The organism is Lutibacter sp. HS1-25, from assembly GCF_004121075.1.
Lineage (GTDB): Bacteria > Bacteroidota > Bacteroidia > Flavobacteriales > Flavobacteriaceae > Lutibacter.
Genome location: NZ_RHLN01000008.1, coordinates 12,142 through 38,265, shown reverse-complemented (window position 1 = coordinate 38,265; position 26,124 = coordinate 12,142). Strand labels below are relative to the sequence as shown.

26 protein-coding genes are annotated in these 26,124 nt (G+C 32.2%); 19 read left to right on the top strand and 7 right to left on the bottom strand.

The features are described 5' to 3' along the window. Positions 1-10: 10 nt before the first annotated feature. The 12 genes from ilvC (at position 11) to argH (ending at position 12,966) form a co-directional block, all read left to right on the top strand. A complete protein-coding gene (gene ilvC, locus EC396_RS04725; RefSeq protein WP_129365551.1) occupies positions 11-1,483 on the top strand; it encodes a ketol-acid reductoisomerase in 1,473 nt (490 codons plus the stop codon). A 534-nt stretch (positions 1,484-2,017) separates the two neighbouring features. Continuing rightward, positions 2,018-2,635, top strand: a complete 618-nt coding sequence (locus EC396_RS04720; RefSeq protein ID WP_129365550.1) for a GNAT family N-acetyltransferase — start codon at positions 2,018-2,020, stop codon at positions 2,633-2,635. A 4-nt stretch (positions 2,636-2,639) separates the two neighbouring features. Then, positions 2,640-3,821 (top strand): argininosuccinate synthase, encoded by a 1,182-nt coding sequence (locus EC396_RS04715; protein ID WP_129365549.1) that lies wholly within the window; start codon positions 2,640-2,642, stop codon positions 3,819-3,821. Positions 3,822-3,823: 2 nt separating this feature from the next. Then, entirely contained in the window at positions 3,824-4,801 is a 978-nt protein-coding gene (argC, locus tag EC396_RS04710) for an N-acetyl-gamma-glutamyl-phosphate reductase (protein ID WP_129365548.1), read from the top strand. A 21-nt stretch (positions 4,802-4,822) separates the two neighbouring features. Beyond that, complete coding sequence (gene proC, locus EC396_RS04705; protein WP_129365547.1) at positions 4,823-5,617, top strand: pyrroline-5-carboxylate reductase; 795 nt, start codon at positions 4,823-4,825, stop codon at positions 5,615-5,617. An 11-nt stretch (positions 5,618-5,628) separates the two neighbouring features. Beyond that, complete coding sequence (locus EC396_RS04700) at positions 5,629-6,759, top strand: aspartate aminotransferase family protein (protein WP_129365546.1); 1,131 nt, start codon at positions 5,629-5,631, stop codon at positions 6,757-6,759. Continuing rightward, positions 6,756-7,952, top strand: coding sequence for a glutamate-5-semialdehyde dehydrogenase (locus tag EC396_RS04695; protein WP_129365545.1), 1,197 nt, complete (start codon positions 6,756-6,758; stop codon positions 7,950-7,952). The genes EC396_RS04700 and EC396_RS04695 overlap by 4 nt, the downstream gene beginning before the upstream one ends. Beyond that, the gene (gene proB / locus EC396_RS04690) at positions 7,930-8,712 is read left to right on the top strand and encodes a glutamate 5-kinase (RefSeq protein ID WP_240665634.1); all 783 of its coding nucleotides are present in this window, start codon (positions 7,930-7,932) and stop codon (positions 8,710-8,712) included. Before EC396_RS04695 ends, proB begins: the two co-directional genes overlap by 23 nt. A gap of 1 nt (position 8,713) precedes the next feature. Further along, on the top strand, positions 8,714-9,664 hold the full coding sequence (locus EC396_RS04685; RefSeq protein WP_129365544.1) for an N-acetylornithine carbamoyltransferase: 951 nt from the start codon (positions 8,714-8,716) through the stop codon (positions 9,662-9,664). Positions 9,665-9,752: 88 nt separating this feature from the next. Beyond that, positions 9,753-10,535 carry an acetylglutamate kinase gene (argB, locus tag EC396_RS04680; RefSeq protein ID WP_129365543.1) on the top strand — a complete coding sequence of 261 codons (783 nt, stop codon included), beginning with the start codon at positions 9,753-9,755 and terminating at the stop codon, positions 10,533-10,535. Position 10,536: 1 nt separating this feature from the next. Then, a complete protein-coding gene (locus EC396_RS04675; RefSeq protein WP_129365542.1) occupies positions 10,537-11,595 on the top strand; it encodes a M20 family metallo-hydrolase in 1,059 nt (352 codons plus the stop codon). 87 nt (positions 11,596-11,682) lie between these two features. Continuing rightward, entirely contained in the window at positions 11,683-12,966 is a 1,284-nt protein-coding gene (argH, locus tag EC396_RS04670) for an argininosuccinate lyase (protein WP_129365541.1), read from the top strand. A 15-nt stretch (positions 12,967-12,981) separates the two neighbouring features. On the opposite strand, the gene EC396_RS04665 is transcribed toward argH, so the two are convergent. From EC396_RS04665 to EC396_RS04635, 7 genes are read right to left on the bottom strand one after another with little or no spacing between them, the layout of a single operon-like run. Continuing rightward, a complete protein-coding gene (locus EC396_RS04665) occupies positions 12,982-14,445 on the bottom strand; it encodes a DUF3570 domain-containing protein (RefSeq protein WP_129365540.1) in 1,464 nt (487 codons plus the stop codon). 9 nt (positions 14,446-14,454) lie between these two features. Then, positions 14,455-14,664: a DUF4266 domain-containing protein gene (locus tag EC396_RS04660; protein WP_205757917.1), complete on the bottom strand. Its 210-nt coding sequence runs from the start codon at positions 14,662-14,664 to the stop codon at positions 14,455-14,457. Further along, positions 14,657-15,643 carry an FAD:protein FMN transferase gene (locus EC396_RS04655; RefSeq protein WP_129365539.1) on the bottom strand — a complete coding sequence of 329 codons (987 nt, stop codon included), beginning with the start codon at positions 15,641-15,643 and terminating at the stop codon, positions 14,657-14,659. The genes EC396_RS04660 and EC396_RS04655 overlap by 8 nt, the downstream gene beginning before the upstream one ends. A gap of 5 nt (positions 15,644-15,648) precedes the next feature. Then, entirely contained in the window at positions 15,649-16,086 is a 438-nt protein-coding gene (locus EC396_RS04650) for a thioredoxin family protein (RefSeq protein WP_129365538.1), read from the bottom strand. A gap of 57 nt (positions 16,087-16,143) precedes the next feature. Next, positions 16,144-16,830, bottom strand: coding sequence for an RluA family pseudouridine synthase (locus EC396_RS04645; protein WP_129365537.1), 687 nt, complete (start codon positions 16,828-16,830; stop codon positions 16,144-16,146). 1 nt (position 16,831) lies between these two features. Further along, on the bottom strand, positions 16,832-17,440 hold the full coding sequence (yihA, locus tag EC396_RS04640; protein WP_205757916.1) for a ribosome biogenesis GTP-binding protein YihA/YsxC: 609 nt from the start codon (positions 17,438-17,440) through the stop codon (positions 16,832-16,834). Between the two features lie 3 nt (positions 17,441-17,443). Further along, positions 17,444-18,208 carry an alpha/beta fold hydrolase gene (locus EC396_RS04635; RefSeq protein WP_129365536.1) on the bottom strand — a complete coding sequence of 255 codons (765 nt, stop codon included), beginning with the start codon at positions 18,206-18,208 and terminating at the stop codon, positions 17,444-17,446. 209 nt (positions 18,209-18,417) lie between these two features. Here EC396_RS04635 and EC396_RS04630 point away from each other — a divergent pair, with 209 nt between their 5' ends. Genes EC396_RS04630 through murD form a run of 7 tightly spaced genes read left to right on the top strand, consistent with a single transcriptional unit; the run spans position 18,418 to position 26,123 of the window. Further along, the gene (locus tag EC396_RS04630; RefSeq protein ID WP_129365535.1) at positions 18,418-18,879 is read left to right on the top strand and encodes a division/cell wall cluster transcriptional repressor MraZ; all 462 of its coding nucleotides are present in this window, start codon (positions 18,418-18,420) and stop codon (positions 18,877-18,879) included. Between the two features lies 1 nt (position 18,880). Further along, on the top strand, positions 18,881-19,777 hold the full coding sequence (gene rsmH, locus EC396_RS04625) for a 16S rRNA (cytosine(1402)-N(4))-methyltransferase RsmH (protein WP_129365534.1): 897 nt from the start codon (positions 18,881-18,883) through the stop codon (positions 19,775-19,777). Further along, a complete protein-coding gene (locus tag EC396_RS04620; RefSeq protein WP_370276419.1) occupies positions 19,778-20,110 on the top strand; it encodes an FtsL-like putative cell division protein in 333 nt (110 codons plus the stop codon). A gap of 2 nt (positions 20,111-20,112) precedes the next feature. Next, on the top strand, positions 20,113-22,101 hold the full coding sequence (locus EC396_RS04615; RefSeq protein WP_129365533.1) for a penicillin-binding protein: 1,989 nt from the start codon (positions 20,113-20,115) through the stop codon (positions 22,099-22,101). Beyond that, the gene (locus EC396_RS04610) at positions 22,102-23,550 is read left to right on the top strand and encodes a UDP-N-acetylmuramoyl-L-alanyl-D-glutamate--2,6-diaminopimelate ligase (protein WP_129365532.1); all 1,449 of its coding nucleotides are present in this window, start codon (positions 22,102-22,104) and stop codon (positions 23,548-23,550) included. It begins immediately after the preceding gene. 14 nt (positions 23,551-23,564) lie between these two features. After that, a complete protein-coding gene (mraY, locus tag EC396_RS04605; RefSeq protein ID WP_129365531.1) occupies positions 23,565-24,791 on the top strand; it encodes a phospho-N-acetylmuramoyl-pentapeptide-transferase in 1,227 nt (408 codons plus the stop codon). After that, positions 24,792-26,123: a UDP-N-acetylmuramoyl-L-alanine--D-glutamate ligase gene (murD, locus tag EC396_RS04600; RefSeq protein ID WP_129365530.1), complete on the top strand. Its 1,332-nt coding sequence runs from the start codon at positions 24,792-24,794 to the stop codon at positions 26,121-26,123. The last annotated feature ends 1 nt before the right edge of the window (position 26,124 follow it).

The window sequence follows — 26,124 nt, the reverse complement described above, 5'->3', positions numbered from 1 at the left end:
AATTTAAAAAATGGCAAATTATTTTAACACACTTTCGTTAAGAGATAAATTAGATCAATTAGGAAGATGTAGATTTATGGATTCTTCTGAATTTAATGATGGTGTAGAAGCATTAAAAGGTAAAAAAATTGTAATTGTAGGTTGTGGTGCACAAGGTTTAAATCAAGGTTTAAACATGAGAGATTCAGGTTTAGATGTATCTTATACATTAAGAGCAGCTGCAATTGCCGAAAAAAGACAATCTTTTTTAAATGCTTCTGAAAACAATTTTAAAGTAGGAACTTACGAAGAAATGATTCCTACTGCAGATTTGTTAATCAATTTAACACCAGATAAACAACATACAGCTGTAGTTAGCGCTGTAATGCCTTTAATGAAAAAAGGAGCAACTTTATCTTATTCTCACGGTTTTAATATTGTTGAAGAAGGAATGCAAGTTCGTAAAGATATTACCGTAATTATGGTAGCTCCAAAATCTCCAGGTTCTGAAGTTCGTGAAGAATATAAAAGAGGATTTGGTGTGCCAACATTAATTGCTGTACACCCAGAAAATGATCCAGAAGGAAAAGGATGGGACTATGCAAAAGCATATGCAGTTGCTACAGGTGGCCATACTGCAGGTGTATTAGAATCTTCATTTGTTGCTGAAGTAAAATCAGATTTAATGGGTGAGCAAACTATACTTTGTGGATTGTTACAAACTGGATCTATTTTATGTTTTGATAAAATGGTTGCTGAAGGTGTTGATGCAGGATATGCTTCAAAATTAATTCAATACGGTTGGGAAACCATCACCGAAGCTTTAAAGCATGGAGGTATTACAAATATGATGGATCGTTTATCAAATCCAGCAAAAATTGAAGCTTTCAAAGTTTCAGAAGAATTGAAAGACATTATGCGTCCGTTGTTCCAAAAACATATGGACGATATTATGAGTGGTCATTTCTCAAAAACAATGATGGAAGATTGGGCAAATGACGATATCAACTTGTTAACTTGGAGAGCTGCAACTGGCGAAACTGCTTTTGAAAAAACACCTGCTGGTGATGTGAAAATTTCTGAACAAGAATATTTTGACAATGGCGTTTTAATGGTAGCAATGGTAAAAGCTGGGGTTGAATTGGCTTTTGAAGCTATGACAGAATCTGGAATTATTGATGAGTCTGCTTATTACGAATCGTTACACGAAACACCATTAATTGCCAATACAATTGCGCGTAAAAAATTATTTGAAATGAACCGCGTAATTTCAGATACAGCAGAATATGGTTGTTATTTATTTGACCATGCTTGTAAACCATTAATTGCTGATTATGTTAAAAATGCACCAAGTAATTTAGTTGGTCGTCCATTTAACACGGGTTCAAATGGTGTAGATAATAAAGAATTAATTGATGTAAATGATGCAATAAGAAATCATCCTGTTGAAGAAATAGGAGAGTTCTTAAGAGCTTCAATGACAGCAATGACTAAAATTGTTTAACTATTGGTTATGATTGCAATTATACAGAATAGCATTTCATTAAAAGTAAGTTAAATTCCTATTTAAAACTAAAGGAGTTGCGTAAGCAACTCCTTTAGTTTTTTAATTATAATAAATTAGTTTTCAAATAATTAATCTTAGGTTGTTATATTTAATAGGTTAAGTTTAAATATTGTTAAATAATAAACAAATAATAAATTGTATAACTTTTTTACGTAATATTGTACTAATGAAAAATGAAATTTTAAATACACCTGTTTTTACGCCCCCGCCTACTACGTTTAGGGTGCGCCGCATCGTACGTTAATTTTAGAGTACCAAAAAACAGTTTTATTTTTATTTTTCAAGTTCAAATTGCATCAAAATCAACAAATACAATCATTATTTTATAACACTTTAATTAAATTTTTAATTAGGGATATGCTTTTTATTTTTCACTATAGGCCCTAGTGGGGGTTTGTATTTAGGGAAATAGGTGTGTCCATTTCCGTTTTTAAACTAAAATTTAAATTAATTTAAAAAATATCAATTCAATTGAAAATAGTAATTGCAAATAGTTCACATAACAAATATGCCCAAATAATTTGTGATACCATAGAAACTTCAGCTATGCAAAGAGGTACAGGTATTGCTAAACGTACTCCTGAGTATATTATGACCAAATTAGAAAATCAAAATGCGGTAATAGCTTTAGATGGAGATAAATTTGCCGGATTTTGTTATATAGAATGCTGGAGTCACGGTAAATATGTGGCGCATTCAGGTTTAATTGTTCATCCAGATTATAGAAATGTTGGATTGGCCAAGCAAATTAAAAAGAGAATATTTGATTATTCATTAGAAAAATATCCAGATGCAAAAATATTTGGAATTACAACTGGTTTGGCCGTTATGAAAATTAACTATGAATTGGGTTATCAACCAGTAACTTTTTCAGAATTAACAAATGATGAAGCCTTTTGGAATGGTTGTAAAACTTGTAAAAACTTCGACGTTTTAACAAGAACGGATAAAAAAATGTGTTTGTGTACAGGTATGTTATACGATCCTGCACACAGTAAAAATATAAAAGAACATAAATACAATTCCAAAGTATTGAGTAGATTAAAGGAAATAAAACAAGCCATATTTCTAAAGAAAAATAAAAAATAAAATTATGGATAAAGTAGTTGTAGCATATAGCGGAGGTTTAGATACTTCATATTGTGTAAAATATTTACAAAATGAATTAAATTTAGAAGTTCACAGTGTATTGGTAAATACTGGTGGATTTTCAGCCGAAGAATTAAAAGTTGTTGAGGCAAAAGCCTATGAAATGGGTGTTGCTTCGCATACTAATAAAAATATTTTAGAAAAATATTATCAAAATGCCATTAGATTTATGGTTTATGGTAATGTGTTAAAAAATAATACATATCCTTTATCTGTAAGTGCTGAAAGAGTTTTTCAAGCCATTGAAGTTGTTGAGTACGCTAAAAAAATAAATGCAAAATACATAGCACATGGTAGTACAGGTGCAGGAAACGATCAAGTTCGTTTTGATATGATTTTTCAAACTTTAGCGCCTGAAATTGAAATAATTACACCAATTAGAGATTTAAAATTATCTCGTCAAGAAGAAATAGAATATTTAAAAAAACACGGGGTAGATTATCCTTGGTCTAAAGCAAAATATTCAATAAATAAAGGTATTTGGGGTACAAGTGTTGGTGGTGTTGAAACTTTAACATCGCACCAAGCTTTACCAGAAGAAGCATATCCAAGTCAGCTTGAAAAAACAGAACCAACAAATATTAAATTGCATTTTGAAAAAGGGCAATTGGTTGGGTTAAATGATGAAATGGATTCTTCAGTAAATACCATTTTAAAATTAGAAGCTTTAGCTTCAAAATATGCTATTGGTAGAGATATTCACGTTGGAGATACTATTGTTGGTATTAAAGGTAGAGTTGGTTTTGAAGCGGCAGCTGCTGTTGTAACTATAAAAGCACATCATTTATTAGAAAAACACGTATTGTCTAAATGGCAACAAAATTTAAAAGAACAATTGGCTAGCTGGTACGGAATGTTATTTCACGATGGTCAATATTTTGAGCCTGTAATGCGTAATATTGAAGCCTTTTTAGAAGACTCTCAAAAAACAGTAACAGGTGAGGTGTTTGTAACCTTAAAACCATATCATTTTAGTTTAAATGGTATTGAGTCTAAACACGATTTAATGAAGTCGAAGTTTGGTGAATATGGAGAAACTAACAAAGCTTGGACTGCTGAAGACGCGAAAGGATTTATCAAGATTTTAGGTACTTCAAACAAAATTTATCACAGCGTAAATTCATAATTATGATTAAAATAGGAATTGTTGGTGGAGCAGGATATACAGCAGGTGAATTAATAAGATTAATTGTTAATCACCCAAATGTGGAATTAGATTTTGTGTATAGCACATCAAATGCTGGAAATTTTATTTACCAAGTACATGATGATTTGTTTGGTACTTTAGATTTAAAATTTTCAAGCGAAATCAATAAAAATGTAGATGTATTATTTTTATGTTTAGGACACGGTAACTCTAAAAAGTTTTTAGAAGCCAACTTGTTTTCAAACAATACAAAAATAATTGATTTAAGCAACGATTTTAGGTTGAATGCCGACGCTGTTTTTCAGGAAAAAGAATTTGTTTACGGTTTGCCTGAAGCTCAAAAAGAAAAAATTGAGAAGGCCAATAATATTGCAAATCCAGGTTGTTTTGCTACAGCTATCCAGTTGGCATTGTTGCCATTAGCAAAAGCTGGGTTGATTAATAGTGAAGTGCATGTAAATGCAACAACAGGATCTACAGGAGCGGGTGTTTCACCAAGTGCAACAACACATTTTAGCTGGAGAGATAATAACTTTTCAGTATATAAAGCTTTTGCACATCAACATTTAGGTGAAATTGGAGAAAGTTTAACAGCGTTGCAAAATGATTTTTCTAACGAGATATTCTTCATCCCTAACAGAGGGAATTTTAGTCGTGGTATTTTTGCTTCAGTGTATTTAGATTTTGAAGGTACACTTGATGATGCGTACGAGTTATTTGATAATTTTTATAAAGATGCTGTATTTACTCACGTTTCAAAATCACCAGTTCATTTAAAACAAGTAGTAAATACAAACAATTGCTTTTTACACTTGCAAAAACATAAAAACAAGCTTTTAATTACTTCAGTTATAGATAATTTATTAAAAGGTGCTTCAGGTCAAGCAATTCAAAATATGAATTTAATATTTGGCTTACCACAAACAGAAGGATTAAAACTCAAAGCGAATTCATTTTAACACTATTATAAAACAACAATTATGAAAATTGCAATTTTAGGCACAGGAAATTTAGGTTATTCAATAGCAGTTGGTCTTTTAACTCAAGACAACTTTAAAGTGAAAAACTTATATTTAACAAAACGAAATACCGAAGCATTAGACTCTTGGAATAAGTTACCCAATGTAAAAATTTCAACAGATAATAAAAAAGCAGTTCGGTTTTCTGATGTTGTAATTATTGCAGTTCAGCCCAATCAATTACCAGGTGTTTTAGAAGAAATAAAAGATCTTGTAAATCCTAAAAGACATACCATTATTTCTGTAGTAACTGGTAGGGTAATTAGTGATATTGAAAATGCATTGGGTTCAAATGTTGCTGTTATTAGAGCTATGCCAAATACAGCTATTTCTGTAGGGCAATCAATGACTTGTTTGAGTGCTAATTTGTTAGGAACAAAAAATATAGATTTTGCAAAAATTATTTTCGATTCTATTGGTAAAACCATGTGTATTGAAGAAAAATTAATGCAGTCTGCAACTGTAATTTGTGCCAGTGGAATTGCCTTTTGGATGCGTTTAATACGCGCTACGGCTCAAGGTGCAGTACAATTAGGTTTTCACGCTGCAGAAGCACAAGAGTTAGCAGTTCAAACCTGTTTAGGTGCAGCAAGTTTGTTGGTAAAATCGGGCAATCACCCAGAGCAGGAAATAGATAAAGTAACAACACCAAGCGGTTGTACAATTGAAGGTTTGAATGAGATGGAACACCAAGGTTTAAGTTCGTCATTAATCAAAGGTTTGGTAACATCGTTTGAAAAAATTAGTCAGATTTAAAACATAAAAACATGAATTTATTTGATGTTTACCCATTGTATGATGTGACTCCTGTTAAAGCTATAGGAGCCCACGTTTGGGATAAAAATAATACAAAATATTTAGATTTATACGGAGGTCACGGTGTTATTTCGGTTGGTCATACGCATCCAGCTTATGTAGATGCAATTACCCATCAATTAAACAATTTGGCATTTTACTCAAATTCAATTCAAAATCCACTTCAAAAAGAATTGGCTGAAAAATTGGGGAGACTTTCTGGTTGCGAAAATTACAACTTGTTTTTATGTAATTCAGGTGCCGAGGCCAATGAGAATGCATTAAAACTAGCTTCATTTATTACCGGAAAAAGTAGAGTTATCGCTTTTGATAATTCGTTTCACGGTCGTACTTCAGCAGCAGTTGCAGTTACAGACAATAAAAGTATCAATGCACCAATCAATTTACAGCAAAAAGTAACTTTTTTACCTTTAAATGATATTGATTTGGTAATTCACGAATTGGGAAAAGGTGATGTTGCTGCTGTAATTATTGAAGGAATTCAAGGTGTTGGAGGTTTAGATGAAGGTACAACCGAGTTTTTTAAAGAAGTTGAAAAATTTTGTAATAAAAAGGGTGTTATTTTAATTTTAGACGAAATTCAGTCTGGTTATGCCAGAAGTGGAAAGTTTTTTGCTTTTCAATATCACGGTGTTAATCCAGATATTATTACAACTGCAAAAGGAATGGCTAACGGTTTTCCAATTGGAGGCGTTTTAATTGCCGATAAATACGAAGCCAAATACGGAATGTTAGGTACTACTTTTGGTGGTAGTCATTTGGCTTGTGCAGCTGCAATTTCTGTATTGGATATTATTGAAAATGAAAGTATATTAAACAACGTAAACGATGTTTATTTTTATTTTTTAGAGCAAATAAAATCCATTCCTGAAGTTGTAAAAGTAAAAGGAAAAGGGTTGATGTTGGGTGTTGAATTTGATTTTGAAATTGCCGAATTAAGAAAAAAATTAATTTTCGATAAACACATTTTTACAGGTAGTTCAAACAATAAAAAATTGTTGAGAATTTTACCACCTTTAACCGTAACCAAAGACCAGATTGATCAATTTATAAATGCTTTAAAAGAGGTTTTGGTATCATGAATAAAATGTTGACAATTAAACAACGAAACAATGTTTTAAATACAATGGCAGAATTGATTGCTTTGGAAAGAGCACAGATTTTAGCCGTAAATAAAACAGATGTTGATAGTTATAAAGGGGGCGATTTAGCCATGTACGATCGTTTAAAAGTAGACGACGCTAAGGTTGATGGTATGATTTTATCTTTACAGCAATTAATTGCCGATGAAGATCCGTTAGGAAAAGAATTGTACAACTTTAACCACGAAAACGGAATGAAAATAATTAATAGAACTGCTCCTTTTGGAACGGTTTTAATTATTTATGAATCTAGACCAGATGTAACTGTTGAAGCTGCTGGGATTGCTTTTAAATCGGGTAACAAAATTTTGTTAAAAGGTGGTAAAGAGTCTGTAAAGTCAAATTTGGCTATTGTAGATTTGTGGCACAAAGCTTTGGAAGCAAATCATATTTCAACAAACTGGGTTGAATATATAAATTACGACCGTGTTCAAACACAAGCTTTTTTAGAAAATCCAACTCAAAAAGTTGATTTAATTGTGCCTCGTGGTGGTGAACAGTTAATTGCATTTACTAAAAAGCATGCCAAATGTCCTGTGATAGTAAGTGGTCGCGGAAATAATTTTGTATATGTTGATACGGAGGCCGATTTAGAATTGGCGCTAAAGGTTATTATCAACGGTAAAACTGCAAAAATTTCAGCTTGTAATGCGGTAGATAAAGTTTTGATAAATTCAAATTTACCAAACAAAGAAAGCTTCATTAAAACGTTGGTTGAAAAACTATTAGAGTCAAAAGTTGAGGTTCTTGGAGATGCAGTATTGGCTTCTTTTGAAAATATTTCAGCGTATACAGATGAAAATATTTGGTATGAAGAGTTTTTAGATTATAAAATTGTGATTGGAAGTGTACCTTCAACAGAAGCGGCAATTTCAAAAATAAATACCTATGGCGGTGGGCATTCAGCAGTAATTATTACAAAAAATAACGAATTGGCACTCGAGTTTATGGAATCGGTTGATTCTGCCGCAGTTTATCAAAATGCTTCAACGCGTTTTACGGATGGCGGTCAATTTGGTTTGGGTGGTGAATTGGCTATAAGTACAGATAAATTGCATCATAGAGGTCCAATGGGTTTACAACATTTAGTTACTAATAAATGGTTTATATATGGAAATGGCCAAATCAGGTAAAAAAAGAATCCTATTAAAAATTGGTTCAAACGTATTAACAAAAGAAACCAACCATATTTCTCGTGGCAAGATAGAAGATATTGCCAGTCAAATTGCTGAGTTAAAAGATAAATACGAATTTGTAATTGTTAGTTCAGGTGCTATTGCAGTGGCTAAACAATTTGTGGAATTAGAAAGTAACGGTAAAGAAATAAACGTAAAACAAGCGTTGGCATCTATTGGTCAGCCGCATTTAATGCGTATTTACCAAGAAACATTTAGAGATTTAGGTTTGTTAACCTCTCAGTGTTTATTATCGTATTCCGATTTTGAAAAAGAACAATCAAAAAATAACATTGTAAATACCATCAATATTTTGGTTGAGAATGATTACATTCCAATAATCAACGAAAATGATACGGTAGCTACTGATGAAATTAAATTTGGAGATAACGACAAATTATCTGCCTTAACTGCAGTTTTGTTAAGTGCAGATTTATTGATTATAGCGACCAATACCAATGGTATTTACACAAAAGAATCTATGGATACAGATGAGGTTGTAACAATAGCAGAAACATCAGATATTCAAGAGCTTAAAAATCATATTTTAAATTCGTTTTCTTCTCATGGAACTGGAGGTATGAAAACCAAAATTCAGGCTTCAGAAATTGCCCAAAAAGGAAATATTGAAACTTGGGTGGTTAACGGTTTAAAAGACAATTTTATGGTGAATGCCATTAATAATAAAAGTAAGTTTACAAAAATTAAATTAAATTAACATGCAACATTACACCAATATAAACGACTTGGATAGTTTGCAAAAAACAGTGGCAGAAGCCATTGATTTAAAAAATAACGAGTTACAATTTAAAACACTAGGTGAAGGAAAAACAATTTGTTTGTTGTTTTTTAACAATAGCTTACGTACCCGTTTAAGTACTCAAAAAGCAGCTCAAAATTTAGGATTGAATACCATTGTGATGAATTTTGGTAGCGAAGGCTGGCAATTAGAATTTGAAGATGGTGCTATTATGGACGGAGATAAATCTGAACATATTAAAGAAGCGGCTAAGGTAATTGCACAATATTGTGATATTGTTGCCATTAGAGCTTTTGCTTCGTTAACAGATAAAGAAAAAGACAAAGCAGAAATTGTAATCAATAGTTTTAAAAAATATGCTGGTATTCCTGTTGTAAATATGGAAAGTGCAACGGGTCATCCGTTACAAGCCTTGGCAGATGCCATTACTATGGAAGAAAACAAAGTTGCTCACAGGCCAAAAGTTGTTTTGTCTTGGGCACCGCATCCAAAGGCTTTGCCGCAAGCTGTAGCCAATTCTTTTGTTGAAATGATGCAGTTGCAAGATGCAGATTTTGTAATTACGCATCCTGAAGGTTATGAGTTAGATACAGACATTACTAAAAATTCTACAATTGAATACAATCAAGACAAAGCATTTGAAAATGCTGATTTTGTGTATGTTAAAAACTGGAGTTCTTTTAAAGACTATGGTAAAGTTGTAAATAAAGATAAAAACTGGACAGTAACTGCTGATAAAATGAACTTGACAAACAACGCCAAGTTTATGCATTGTTTACCTGTGCGTAGAAATGTTATTGTTGCTGATGAGGTAATAGATTCTGAAAATTCGGTAGTAATTGAACAAGCAAATAACAGAACTTATTCTGCACAAATTGTGTTGAAAAAGATTCTTGAAAGTCTGAATTAAAAAATACAATTTCCCTCTCAAGAGGGTTTAGAGTTGTGTTTTAATTTGTATTTAAAAATTATCATTTCTTATTACTAAGAATAAAACAATGAAAAATCAAGTATTGCAAATCTTTAAAATTGGAGGAAACGTTATTAATAATAACGATGCTTTAAATTCATTTTTAAAAGATTTTTCTGCCATTGAAGGTCCTAAAATTTTAATTCACGGAGGTGGAAAAAAAGCTACAGAATTGTCATCAGCTATGGGTTTGCAGCCTCAAATGATCAATGGACGCAGAGTTACTGATGAAGCTACTGTTGAGGTGGTAACAATGGTGTATGCTGGTTTGTTAAATAAAAAAATTGTAGCACAATTGCAAAAAAACAATTGCAATGCAATGGGCTTGTCTGGTGCTGATGCCAATTGTATTTTGGCACATAAACGCACTGTAAAAGATATTGATTACGGTTTTGCAGGTGATGTTGATGCTATCAATGATACTATCATAGATGTATTGTTGCAAAACAATGTAACGCCAGTTTTTTGTGCAATTACACACGATAAAAACGGACAATTATTAAATACAAATGCCGATACAATTGCTTCGGAAATTGCTGTAGGAATGAGTAAATTGTACCAAACAGAATTGAATTTTGTATTTGAATTAAAAGGTGTTTTAGAAAATATTGACGATAAAAATTCGGTAATTACACATATAAATGCCAAAAAACACGAGCAATTAGTGGCTCAAGGTATTATTGCTGATGGTATGATTCCAAAAATTCACAATTGCTTTAATGCCCTTAATAAAGGGGTAAGCAAAGTAAAAATTGGAGATGCTTCATTGGTAGATAGTTCAAATAAATTATATACAACTTTAAGTTTGTAAAATGATAGAAAAACTAACAAATGAAGCTATTGAACTGCTCAAAAAATTAATTTCAACGCAATCATTTTCTGGTGAAGAAAATGAAACTGCTTTGTTAATTTCGCAGTGGTTTTTGAATCATAACATTTTGTTTGAAAGAGATAAAAACAATGTTTGGGCAAAAAACAAACACTTCAATCCTTCAAAAAAAACAATTTTATTAAACTCGCATCATGATACTGTAAAACCTAACAAAGGTTATACGCGCAACCCACTAAGTCCAACTGTTGAAGATGGAAAATTATACGGTTTAGGAAGCAATGATGCTGGAGGCTGTTTGGTTTCGTTAATAGCAACATTCACTTATTTTTACAATAGAGAAGATTTAAAGTACAATTTTGTGATTGTGGCTTCTGCTGAAGAAGAAAATTCAGGGCAAAATGGTTTAAACAGTATGTTAAAAATTATTCCTGAAATTGATTTTGCCATTGTAGGTGAACCAACTTTAATGAATTTGGCGATTGCTGAAAAAGGATTAATGGTGTTGAACTGCGAAGCTAAAGGAACTGCTGGTCACGCTGCGCACGGTATTGTTGATAATGCTATTTACAACGCCATTGAAGATATTAACTGGTTTCAAACTTTTGAATTTCCTAAAGTGTCTGACACTTTGGGGAAAATAAAAATGACGGTAACTCAAATTGAGGCAGGCAGTCAACATAACGTGATACCAGCAAATTGCAAATATGTTGTAGATGTAAGGGTTACAGATGCTTATTCAAATCAAGAAGTTTTTGAGATTATTTCAGCAAATGTAAAATCTGAAGTTTGTCCAAGATCATTGCGATTAAACTCGTCTTCAATTCCAAAAGAACATGCCATTGTGCAGGCCGGAATTAAATTAGGAAGATCTACTTACGGATCACCAACGCTTTCAGATCAAGCAGTTTTAAGTTGTCCATCATTAAAATTAGGACCAGGTGAAAGTTTGCGTTCTCATACCGCCGATGAATTTATTTACTTAAATGAAATTGAAGAAGGGGTAGATTTATACATTAAAATATTAGAAGAAATTATATAGATAAAGTGGTCACTGAGCGAAGTCGAAGTGACAGTGCAAAACAGCATGTGGTTTCGACTTCGCTCAACCATCAAAAAAACATTAATTATGAAACTTTGGGATAAAGGATTTTCAACAGATAAAAAAATAGATTTATTCACCGTTGGTAACGACCGGGAATTGGATTTAATTTTAGCAAAATACGATGTAATTGGTAATTTAGCACACGCTAAAATGTTACACAAAATTGGTTTATTAACTGCGGAAGAAATTTCGGTTTTAGAAGTAGAATTAAACGCTATTTTAAAATTGATTGAAGCTGGAGAATTTACCATTGAAGATTCTTTTGAAGATGTGCATTCTAAAGTAGAGTTTTTATTGACTCAAAAATTGGGAGATACTGGTAAAAAAATCCACACTGCACGCTCAAGAAACGATCAGGTTTTGGTTGATGTGCATTTGTATTTAAAAGATGCTTTAACCGAAATTAATGGTGAAGTAAATGAGTTATTTGATTTGTTAATTTCTTTGGCCGATCAGTATAAAAATGTATTGTTGCCTGGTTATACACATTTGCAAGTAGCAATGCCATCATCATTTGGTATGTGGTTTTCAGCTTATGCTGAAACTTTGATTGACGATATTTATTTCTTAAAAGCAGCTTACAAAGTAGCCGATCAAAATCCTTTAGGGTCTGCTGCTGGTTACGGAAGTTCTTTCCCAATAGATAGAGATGAAACCACCAAATTATTGCATTTTGAAACCTTAAAATACAACTCGGTAGCGGCTCAAATGGGACGTGGAAAATTAGAAAAATCGGTTTCTTTTGCGATTAGTTCTGTGGCAAGTACTTTGTCTAAAATGAGTATGGATATTTGTTTGTATATGAGTCAGAATTTTAATTTTATCTCTTTTCCAGATGAATTAACTACAGGCTCAAGCATTATGCCTCACAAAAAAAATCCAGATGTTTTTGAATTGATTAGAGGAAAATGTAACAAATTACAAGCTTTACCTTACGAGTTTACATTAATTACAAATAACCTTCCAAGTGGTTATCATCGTGATTTGCAGTTGTTAAAAGAAGGTTTAATTCCTTCATTTTCAACATTAAAAGCTTGTTTAGAAATGCTAACTTATTCATTAAAAAATATTCGTGTAAGAACCAATATTGTTGAAGAGGAAAAGTACTTGTATTTGTTTAGTGTTGAGGAAGTTAATAAATTAGTTCAAAACGGAACACCTTTTAGAGATGCCTATAAAATAGTAGGAAAAAATATTGAAGAAGGTACTTTTAATCCAGATAAAAATGTAACACATACGCACAAAGGAAGTGTGGGTAATTTGTGTTTAGACGAAATAGTAAATAAAAAAATAAAAGCTAACCAATAGGTTAGCTTTTATTTTTTACTTCATTGCAAATTTGATACCCGCAGTAACAATTCCTGCTGTTAGTCCTGTATTTCGCTGGTAGTAATCATATTTTAAATCTATACTTTTAATGCCAAAATGCCAAATATGCGCTTTGGTAAAAATATCTGTATAGGTTACTCCCAAGCCATATTGGTTAGCGTTAAATTCAGACAAATCATAATCAGAAGTATAAAATTCTTCGGTTGAATTATGAGCTTCAAAAGGCGCAAAATAATCTGCTGCAGTTTGTGTGTAATATCTATAAGACGGATATAAAGTAAATTTGTCACTTATTTTTATAGGTAACTCAACAATTGCTGTATTAGAAGAAATTCCCCAATCATCAGCATAATACCTGTAATAGGTTCGTATTACAATAATTTCATTTAGATAATAATTAAAACGTGCGCCAATAGGGGTTTTAAAACGGGTATCAGGTAAACGTTCAATATCATCAGCCAATCTAAATACATCTGTATTTTGTTTTGAAGTATAAAACGGAATGCTTGCCCCATTTCCAATATAATAATTTTCTTTATCGCCAAAGTAAACACGCTGCATTGGGTTAGACAACCAGCCGCTTTGTTGTACCAAATCTAAAAAGACAGAAAATTGTGCTTTTTTACTAATTATTTGTGAAAAACTAATGGAAGCAGCATACGTATTTCGAGAAGTATTGGTTATTAATGAATAGTTAGTTGGATTCCATACCACAGCACCATTTTTATTAATAACAGTGCCATTTTGATCTAAAATATCTATACCCTCAAAAAAACCAGCGTTAAGATTGCCATTTTCTTCTTCATATGAAATAAGTTCGGTAGGATATGCAGGTCGCCATTTGTCAAAATAAGCATTTACTGAAATTCCCACTTCGGTATTTTTAGCATTAAATAATTGAGCAAAATTTGCACCAACCCCAAATGAGGAATAATCATATTCATTTGCAAAACTAATATTACCGCCTACAATGGTATTTCTGCTATCTGAAGAATGATTATAAGCAATGGTACCACTTGCCCAAACATCACTTCGTGAAGCGCCTGAGGATTCAACCCAAGGGCTTCCAGTAGTGCTATTTGTACCAGCAATTTTATTTTTACGCTCATATTCATCATCGTCGTCATCATCATCACCACCTTTTGAGGCGCCTGAATCAAAAGGATTCAAATTACTTGATGAAGCAGAACTATAGGCTGATACTGTGCCGTCAATTGTAAAAACATCATTGGCATTAAGTGGTATAGAAATTACAATGTTTCCAGCAACATCTTTTAGTTCTTCAGTGCCAATACCTCCGGTAACTGCTGCATTGTCACCATCTTGGCTATAATAACTTGTTAAAATTGAAACCTCGGGAGTTTCCAGTACACGTTTCTTATAAGTAGTTGGCTCGTTAGACTGTGCGTAACCGGTAAAGGTTAAAAAACATGCAATAATAAAGATTGTTTTTTTCATCATATAATTTTAATTACAGCCGCAGCCACCTCCTGATTTTCCACCATTTGCGCCAGAGGCACCTTCTCTATAAACCTGAAAACTGGTAACAAACTTATTAGATTTTTGTTCAGACAAAGTCATGTCTGGGTCGTTTAAATACACTTTTTGATAATCTTTAACCGTAGCACAAGAAGTTAAAGAAATAACAAAAAGAAGTATGCTTACTTTCTTAATCATAATTTTTAATATTAATTTTGTTTGAAGTATGAATATTGCCTTTGTTGTCTATAATAATACACTCAATATTAGGTAATTGATTGATCATATTTAAGCCAACTTCAGTTCCCATAACAAAAATTGAAGTCGCTAAAGCATCTGCCAATTCGGCTTTGGGAGCAAAAACAGAAACACTAATTAAACCACTTGACGGGTAGCCAGTTCTGGGGTCTATAATATGCGTGTATTGTATGTTATTAAAAGTAACATACTTTTCGTAATTACCCGATGTTACCACAGCACCATTAGTTATTGGTAACAATCCAAATGCATTATTTTTGTTCAAAGGGTTTGTAATAGCTATTGTCCAATCTTGCCCATTTGGTTGTTTTCCCCAGGTATTCATATCGCCCGATGCATTTATTATTCCAGCAATAACGCCTTTAGAAATTAAAAGTGATTTTGCTTTATCAGCAGCATAACCTTTTCCAATAGCGCCAAAACCAATTTTCATTCCTTTTAATTTTAAAAATACAGTTCCATCTTCTTTGTTAAGAACAATGTTTTGATAGCCAACTTTTGAAACAGAAGCTTTGATAATTGCTGCTGAAGGCATTTCAGTCATACTACCATCAAATTTCCAGATTTTATCCATTGATGCATACGTAATATCAAAAGCACCATCGGTTAATTTAGATATTGCGATAGCACGTTCAATTAAATCAAATAATTCTTTATCAACTTTTACAGGTTTTATACCTGCATTTCTGTTTATTTCAGAAGTCTGAGAGTTTTCATCCCAAGAAGAAATTATTTTTTCAATTCTTGAAATTTCAGCAATAGCCAAGTTAATATAATTTGATCCTTCAAGCGTATCATTTGTTACAACTGTAATGTCAAATCTGCTTCCCATCAATTTCAACGTTTTTCGATGAATTTGTTGAGAAAAAATTGCTATTGAACTTAAAAGAGTTACAAATAGCATAAAATTCTTAGTCATGAATTTTATTTAAAAGTGTTTAATATTTTAATATATTCAGCAGGACTTATATTTTTATAACCTGTATTTCCCAATACTTTTCCAGTTTTATCTAATACAACAACATATGGAAAATAACCATTTGGATTGTATTTTTCGGCTAACTTGTCGTTTTTTTCTTGTTGTTCATTAGTCAATTTATTTTTAGATTTTTTTGGAAAATCTGCTTTTAGCATAACATAATGATCTTTTGCGTAGTTTGTAAATTCTTGTGTGCTAAAAATTTGTGTGTCTAATTTTATACAAGGTGCACACCAATCAGATCCTTGAAAAACCAAAATAATTGGATTGTTTTTTTCTGAAGCTATTTTTTTAGCATCGTTTAAATCGGTTTTCCAATTTTGAGCATTTAATGATGTAGCTATAAAAAGGAAAACGCTACTAAGTATTATTAATTTTTTCATTTTTTAAGTTAGAGTTTAATAATTCTATAACGACAAATTATTTTTTTTAGTATTTGGTTATTCACAAGCATTCCAAATTGGGTCATTTGGAAGTGGTGCAGTAATTGTAATATTTTCTTTGGTAACAGGGTGAATAAATTCAATTTTACGAGCGTGTAAATGAATGCTGGCATCTTTATTACTTCTATCAAAACCGTATTTTAAATCGCCCTTAATTGGGCATCCTATAGCTGCTAACTGACATCTAATTTGATGATGACGCCCAGTTTCTAAATCAATTTCCAATAAATGGTAATTGTTTAACGATTTTAAAAGTTTGTAATGAAGTGTAGCTTTTTTACTTCCTTCTATTTCAGAAGAATGTGAGGTGGATTTGTTGTTTTTTGGGTTCTTTCGTAAAAATCCAGTAAGTGTATCTTCGTCTTTATGAGGTCTGTTTTTAACCACCGCCCAATAGGTTTTGTCAACCTTTTTATCGCGTAACATTTTGTTGAAACGTTCTAAAGATTTAGATGTTTTTGCAAAAACAACAATACCAGTAGTTGGCCTATCTAAACGGTGCACAACACCTAAAAACACATTGCCTGGTTTGTCGTATTTATCTTTAATATAAGCTTTAACAATTTCGCTTAAAGGCGTATCTCCGGTTTTATCGCCCTGAACAATATCGCCAGATTGTTTGTTAACAATAATAAGGTGATTGTCTTCAAATACAACGCTTAAATCATCTTTGGTAGAAGCCATTTTAAGATTGCTCTAACTTATTATTAATCTCTTCAATATAATTTAAAACTTCTTCTTTTCCTGTTGAATTGGTTGCTGAAGTTGCAAAATAAGGAGGCATTTCTTCCCAAAGTGTGCTTGTCATTTTTTTGGTGTAAAACTCAATATTTCTATTCAATTCGTTGAGTTTTAACTTATCGGCTTTGGTAAAAATAATTGAAAACGGAATCCCATTTTCACCTAAAAATTCCATAAACTCCAAATCTATTTTTTGAGGTTCTAATCTTGAATCAATCAAAACAAACGTACAAATAAGCTGTTCGCGTTGTAAAAAATAGTTTTTTATAAAGCTTTGAAATGTTTTTTTAACGGTTTTAGAAACTTTTGCATATCCGTAACCAGGTAAATCAACTAAAAACCATTCGTTATTAATTTTAAAATGATTTATTAATTGTGTTTTTCCAGGTCGTCCAGATGTTTTTGCTAACTTGTTTTGACCGGTTAACATGTTAATTAATGAAGATTTACCAACATTAGAGCGCCCAATAAATGCGTACTCAGCAAGTCTTTCTTTTGGACATTTTGAAACATCAGAGTTGCTAATTACAAAATTAGCCGTTTTAATTATCATAGCTTAAAGGTTTCTTTCTTTCAGCCAGTTTTCTAATATTTTGTTGAATTCTTCTGAATGTTCCATCATAGGAGCATGACCACATTTGTCAATCCAATATAGGTCTGAATCTGGTAACAATCTATTAAATTCTACTGCTACTTCTGGCGGTGTAACCGTATCATTTTTACCCCAAATTATACAAGCTGGAATATTCATTTTTGGCAAATCTTTTGCCATATTATGCCTAATCGCACTTTTGGCAAGCGTCAATGTTTTTATAACCTTAGTTCGGTCATTTACAAGCTCGTAAATAGTGTCAATTACTTCTTTTGAAGCGGTATTAGGGTCGTAAAATACTTCTTGAGTTTTGGTTTTAATATATTCGTAATTTCCTCTTTTAGGATAGCTGTCACCCAATGATTTTTCATACAAACCAGAACTACCGGCAAGTACTAATGCATCAACATTTTCGGGATGGTATTTTGTAAAATACAAACCAATATGACCGCCTAAAGAATTACCCATTAAAATAGCGCTTTCAATTTCTTTATGAATCATGAAACTCTTTAAAAATTTCGATAAATTTCTTACGTTGGTTTTTAATATTGGTAGTGAATAAAGTGGTAATTCAGGAATGATAACTTTATACCCAATTTTAGAGAAGTGATTTAAAATTCCTTCAAAATTACTTAAAGTTCCCATCAGTCCATGAAGTAAAATCATAGGCTTACCTTCTCCTACTTCAATATAACTGTATTTACCTTCTTTTATAAGTGTATGACTCATTAATTTCAAGTTTTATTCGTGTTGCAAAGGTAGTCTTTTTTTTGAAAAAACACATTTTTAAAAACGAACCTAATAGTTAGTATTAAGATGTTGATAGTCAAAAAAATAACCCGAAAACACTGGTATTGTGGGTAAAGTTATCAACAATGTGGTAAAATGTGGGAAAATGTGGGAAAAAATTTATATTTTTGAATTCATTCTACGGTATAATGATTAACATAATAGGAACATACGAAGGTAAAGCTGATGCAAAAGGAAGGTTGCTACTTTCTGGTGCGTTAAAAAAGCAGTTGTTACCTATGTTGCAAGACGGTTTTGTTTTGAAACGTTCTGTTTTTCAGCCATGTCTGGAGTTGTATCCAATGGCAGAGTGGAATGTGTTGATGTCGCAAGTGAACAAATTAAATCGATTTGTAAAAAAGAATAATGACTTTATTAGAAGGTTTACTGCAGGTGTAAAAATTGTTGAGTTAGACGCTTCTGGGCGACTTTTAATTCCAAAAGATCTACAAACCTTTGCAGGAATTTCAAAAGACGTTGTGCTTTCTTCAGCTGTTAATATTATCGAAATCTGGGATAAAGAAAATTATGAAAGGGCTATTGATGATGCTACAGATGAGTTTGCAGATTTGGCTGAAGAAGTAATGGGTAATATGACAAATGATGAATAAAATGGAATATCATAATCCGGTATTGTTAAAAGAAAGTATTGATGGTTTAAATATTAAACCTAACGGAGTGTATGTTGATGTTACTTTTGGTGGTGGTGGTCATTCAAAAGAAATTTTAAATCGCTTGGGTGAAGGTGGGAAATTGTTTGCTTTTGATCAGGATGTTGATGCGCAAAAAAATGCGATAGCTGATGATAGGTTTACGTTGATTCCTCAAAATTTTAGATTTATAAAAAGGTATTTGCGTTTTTACGGTATTAAAAAGGTAGATGGTGTTTTGGCAGATTTAGGGGTTTCTTCTCATCAGTTTGATGAGGCTGATAGAGGGTTTTCAACTCGTTTTGATGCTGAATTGGATATGAGAATGAATCAAACAGGTGAATTGTCTGCTTTTGAAGTTGTTAATAATTACGATGAGGAGCAGTTAAGTAATGTGTTATTTCAATATGGTGAATTGAGAAATGCGAAAGCCATTGCAAAAAAAATAGTTGCTGTACGTCAAGATGAGCCTATAAAAACAAGTTTTCAGTTAAAAGAAACTTTGAGTCAGTTTGTGCCAAAAGCAAAAGAGCATAAAGTGTTGGCTCAAATTTTTCAAGGAATTAGAATTGAAGTAAATCAGGAGATAGAAGTTTTGAAAGAGTTTTTGACTCAAATTCCTGAAATTTTAAATGAAGATGGAAGGTTGAGTGTTATTTCATATCATTCTTTGGAAGATAGATTGGTGAAGCGTTTTATAAGAGATGGTTTGTTTGAAGGGCAACCTGAAAAAGATTTTTTTGGAAATATAAAAGTTCCAATGAAAAAAGTAGGAGGGCTTATTGTGCCAACTTCAGCAGAAATTAAAGAAAATAACAGGGCTAGAAGCGCAAAACTAAGAATCGCAACATTGGTTTAAATGTCTAAAATAAAGGATAACATATATAATATTATAAAAGGGAAATTTTTAATTAGCGACGATTCGTTAAGTAATTGGAGGTTTATCTTATTTGTTGTTTCCTTAATGTTGATTATGATTGCAAGTGCACATAAATCTGATAAAAAAGTGATGGAAATAGCAAAGTTAAATAAAGAAGTGCAAGAGTTTAGATCTCAGTTTCTTGATTTGCGTTCTATTTCAATGAAAATGAAATTAGAATCAGCAGTTAGAAAAAAAGTTGCTGGTATGGATTTAAAACCAAGTGAAAATCCGCCTCAAGTAATAAAAGTAGTCTCAAAAAAAGCAAATTAAAATTGGCTGTTACTAAAAAAAACATATTGAATAGATTAAACCTTGTTTTGCTATTGATAGTTGGACTATTGATAGCGATTATGGTTCAATTGGCTACAATTCAATTTGTTGATGGTGAAAAGTATCGAGGTATGTCTGAGCATCTTACCATTAAGCAAGATACTATTTTTGCTAATAAAGGAAGTGTTTTTTCAGTTGATGGTAGTTTGCTGGCAACTTCAATGTCGCAATATGAAATTAGGATGGATGTTGTAACGGTTAAGGCTGAAGTTTTTGAGAAAAATGTAAGAGCCCTTTCTGAAAGTCTTTCAAAAATGTTAGGTAAATCAACTTCGTATTGGGAAACTAAAATTAGAAAAGGACGAAATGCTAAAAATAGGTATTTGTTTATCGCTAAAGGTTTGGGATATAACGATTATGTAAAAGTAAAAAGTTTTCCAATTTTTAATTTGGGAGTTTATAAAGGTGGTTTTATTGCGCAACAAACAACTGTTAGAGCGCATCCGTTTGGGAAAATTGCAGAAAGAACAATTGGTTATAAAGATGATAGAGGTGCGCCTGGAATTGAAGGTGCTTACAGTAAATATTTAGATGGTGTAAACGGTTTGCGTTTAAAACAAAAAATAGCAAAAGGACAATGGAAGCCTATTGGAGATAATAATGAGAAAGAGCCAATTAATGGCCAGGATATTGTAACTACAATTGATGTAAATATACAGGATATTGCGCATCATTCTTTGTTAAGGCAATTGGAATATTACAATGCAGAGCATGGTTGTGTGGTGGTAATGGAAACTAAAACTGGGGAAATTAGAGCAATTTCTAATTTGGGTAGAGCTTCTAACGGTACCTATTATGAAACTAGAAATTATGCTGTGTACGAATCGCACGAGCCGGGATCTGCTTTTAAAGTAATGGCATTGGTGGCGGCTTTGGAGTCTGGAAAAATAGATACAAGTACTGTTGTTGATACTGGAAATGGAAAATACAGATTGTATGGTAGAGATATAAACGATTCGCATAGAGGTGGGTATGGGAAAATCTCGGTTGCGCGTAGTTTAGAGGTTTCTTCAAATATTGGTTTTGCACGAATTATTGAAGAAAATTTCGGTAAAAATCCTAATGAGTTTGTCGATATTTTGCAAAAAATGAATGTTACAGACAAGTTGTTCTTAACAATTAAAGGTGAAGGAACGCCAGGTATTCCAAGGCCAGGTGATAAAAAATGGAGTAAAAATGCGCTGCCTTCAATGGCTTATGGTTATAATTTAACGTTAACGCCATTGCAAACATTGACTTTTTACAATGCCATTGCAAATAATGGTGTAATGGTTAAGCCAAGTTTTGTAAAAGAAGTGAGATCTTGGGATAAGCATGTTGAATCATTTGAAACGGAGGTAATTAATCCGAAAATTTGTTCGGATGTTACTATAAATAAAGTTAGAGCGGTTTTAAAAAATGTTGTAATACGTGGAACAGGAACTCGCTTGTATGATGAAGATTTTTCTATGGCAGGAAAAACAGGAACTGCTCGTACAGAGTATTGGAAAGCTGATTGGGCTGTAGATAAAAAGTATATTTCTTCGTTTACAGGGTATTTTCCAGCTGAAAACCCTAAGTATTCTTGTATTGTAGTTATTCACAAACCAGATGCAAAAACAGGATTTTACGGAGCAGACGTGTCGGGACCTGTTTTTAAAGATATTGCTCAAAAAATATATACATCAAATTATAAGATAAACGTTGTTGAAGATAGGGTTCCTCAATATAAAAGTGTTGAAGATAGTTATACTGCTTACAATGTTATTTCAGATAAAGAATATACCTCAATTCCTGATGTAACAGGAATGGCTGGTATGGATGCTATTTCAATTTTAGAAAATATGGGATTGAAGGTTAATTGTGAGGGAAATGGTAAAGTGGTAGCTCAATCTTTAAATGCTGGAGAAAAATTAATAAAAGGAACAACAATTATAATAAAATTAACCTAATTGAAGTCAGTTAAAGACATATTGTACAAAGTAAGTGTTACTGCTGTTAAAGGTGGTACAGGTGTGCTTGTTGCTGCTGTTGAATTTGATTCAAGAAAAGTGCAGCCAAATACCATGTTTGTGGCTCAAAAAGGATTGGTTTTTGACGGACATGAATTTATAGATAAAGCTATTAAATTGGGTGCTTCGGCAATTGTTTGTGAAGTTTTACCATCCAATTTAGTCGAATCGGTTACCTATATTCAAGTAGAAGATGCCAATTTAGCTTTGGCAATTATTGCTTCAAATTTTTACGATAATCCTTCTTCAAAATTGAAGTTAATTGGAGTAACGGGTACCAATGGAAAAACCACAATAGCTTCATTATTGTATACTTTATTTCAAAAGGCGGGTTATAAAACTGGTTTGCTTTCAACAGTAAAAATTTTAGTAGATACAAAATTGTATGAGGCAACACATACAACGCCAAATTCGGTTTTAATCAATCATTATTTAAATGAAATGGTTAAAGCTGGTGTAGATTATTGTTTTATGGAAGTGAGTTCGCACGGAATTCACCAAAAACGAACTGCAGGTTTACAATTTGTTGGAGGTATTTTTACCAATTTAACACACGATCATTTAGATTATCACAAAACATTTCAGGAATACAGAGATGTAAAAAAAATATTTTTTGATGAATTGCCAAAATCAGCTTTTGCATTGGTAAATGCCGATGATAAAAATGGGATGGTAATGCTTCAAAATTGTAAGGCAAAAAAATATAGCTACGCTTTAAAAACAATTGCAGATTTTAAAGCAAAAATATTAGAAAATCAGTTTTCGGGCTTATTGTTAAATATAAATGGCAACGAAGTTTGGACAAAATTAATAGGAAGTTTTAATGCTTATAATTTATTGGCCGTTTACGGAGCTGCAATTTTATTAGGTTTAGATAATACAGAATCTCTTACTTTGTTAAGTGAGTTGGAAAGTGTGAATGGAAGATTTCAGCATTTTATTTCAAAAGAGGGTATAACTGCGGTTGTTGATTATGCACATACACCTGATGCTTTGAAAAATGTATTGGAAACTATCAATAATATTAGAACCGGAAACGAGCAAATTATCACCGTTGTGGGATGCGGAGGAAACCGAGATAAAGCTAAACGCCCTGTTATGGGGCGTATAGCATCTCAATTAAGTACGCAAGTTATTTTTACTTCAGACAATCCGAGGAATGAAGATCCTCAAACAATTTTAAATGAAATAGAAGCAGGTGTTGAACCTCAAAATTTTAAAAAAACAATTTCAATTTTAGATAGAGAGCAAGCTATTAAAACGGCAACAAAACTTGCAAAAGCGGGTGATATTATTTTAATAGCTGGTAAAGGTCATGAGACTTATCAGGAAATTAATGGTCAACGCACCCATTTTGATGATTACGAAAAAATTACCCAACTTTTATAACCCCAAAAACAAGTATGTTATATTATTTATTTGATTATTTAGAAAGCCATTACCAAATACCTGGAGCAAATTTGTTTCAGTATATATCTTTTCGTTCTGCAATGGCTTTTATATTTTCTTTGGGTATTTCAACAATTTACGGTAAACGAATAATTAATTATTTGCAACGCAAACAAGTCGGTGAGTCGGTTCGTGATTTGGGCTTGGTTGGTCAGGTTGAAAAAGCAGGAACGCCTACTATGGGTGGTATAATTATTATTTTGGCAACCATTATCCCTGTGTTGTTGTTTGCTAAAATAGACAATGTGTATATCGTTATACTTTTGGTAACCACACTTTGGATGGGGGCTATTGGTTTTGTTGATGATTATATTAAGATTTTTAAAAAGGATAAAGAGGGTTTAAAAGGAAAGTTTAAAGTATTGGGGCAAATTACTTTGGGAATTTTTGTTGGAGCCATGTTTTATTTTCATCCTGGTGTAAATATAAAAGAAAAGTTACCTGTTCAGCAGCAATACAATGTTGAAAATGGAGAGCGAATATTGTTTGGTGATGCAAAGCAATCAACTAAAACAACAATTCCTTTTGTTAAAAATAATGAGTTGGATTATGCTGAAGCAATGGATTTATTTGGTGAAGGTTTAAGGGATTATGCTTGGCTTATTTTTATTCCAATTGTAATTTTTATCATCACAGCAGTTTCAAACGGAGCTAATTTAACCGATGGAATTGATGGTTTAGCTGCAGGTTCTTCGGCAATTATTGTACTAACACTTGGTGTTTTTGCGTGGGTGTCTGGTAACATTATTTTTGCCAATTACTTGGATGTTATGTATATCCCTAATTCGGGTGAAATGACCATTTATATCTCTGCATTTGTAGGTGCTTTAATAGGTTTCTTGTGGTATAATACCTATCCAGCTCAGGTTTTTATGGGTGATACAGGAAGTTTAACTATTGGTGGAATTATTGCAGTTTTGGCAATTGCTGTTCGAAAAGAATTGTTAATACCAATTTTAGCTGGTGTCTTTTTGGTTGAAAATTTATCGGTGATTTTGCAGGTAAGTTATTTTAAGTATACCAAGAAAAAATTTGGTGAAGGACGACGCATATTTAAAATGTCGCCTTTGCATCATCATTACCAAAAATCTGGTTATCATGAAAGTAAAATTGTAACCCGTTTTTGGATTGTTGGTATTATGTTGGCTGTATTAACAATTGTAACCTTAAAGTTGAGGTAAATGAAATTAGTAGTTCTTGGGGCAGGCGAAAGTGGTGTAGGTACCGCTATTTTAGGAAAGCAAAAGGGATATGAAGTTTTTGTTTCAGATAAAAGTGAAATTTCAAAAAAATATAAAGAAGTTCTTTTAAATAACAATATTGAATTTGAAGAAAAGCAACATTCAGAAGAAAAAATTTTAGAAGCTGATGTGGTAATGAAAAGTCCGGGAATTCCAGATAAAGTTCCTTTAATCAAACAATTAAAAGAAAAAGGTGTTCTGGTAATTTCTGAAATTGAGTTTGCTTACAAATATTCAAAAAGTGTATTGGTTGGTATTACGGGTTCTAATGGTAAAACCACCACCACAATGCTGGTAAATCACATTTTGAAAAAAGCAGGTTTGAATGTTGGAATGGGTGGTAATATTGGAAAAAGCTATGCGCAACAAGTAGCTGAAGATAATTTTGATATTCAGGTGTTGGAGTTAAGTAGTTTTCAGTTAGATGGTATCAAAACATTTGCGCCGCATATTGCAATAATAACAAATATAACACCTGATCATTTGGATCGATACGAGTATCAATTTGAGAATTATATCAATTCAAAGTTTAGAATTACAGAAAATCAAACAGTAAACGATTTTTTAATTTATGATGCAGATGATGAAATTATTACAAATTGGTTACAAAATAATGAGGTAAAAGCTACTTTACTACCTTTTTCATTAGAAAAAGAATTGGAACAGGGCATATTTATAAAAGACGAAAATATAATATTAAAATATAAAACAGAAGAAACCATAATGAATACTAAAACTTTGGCAATAAAAGGGCAACACAATACTAAAAATGCAATGGCGGCGACTATGGCTGCAGCTCTTTTAAAAGTAAGAAAAGACACTATAAGAGAGAGTCTTGAAGATTTTGAAGGGGCGCCTCATAGGTTAGAACCTGTTTTAAAAATTAATGGTGTTGAATATATCAACGATTCAAAAGCGACCAATGTAAATGCAACTTATTACGCTTTGGATAGTATGCAAACTCCAACTGTTTGGATTGTTGGTGGTGTTGATAAAGGAAATGATTATTTGGATTTAATGCCGTTGGTAAGAGAAAAAGTAAAAGCTATTGTTTGTTTGGGATTAGACAATCAAAAAATAGTACAAACTTTTTGTAATGTTATTGATTTAATTGTTGAAACTGCTGGAGCTGAAGAAGCTGTAAAAGTAGCATATAAAATTGCAGAAAAAGGCGATACAGTTTTGTTGTCTCCTGCATGTGCCAGTTTTGATTTATTTGAAAACTATGAAGATAGAGGTGAAAAATTTAAACAAGCTGTTAGAGAATTGTAAA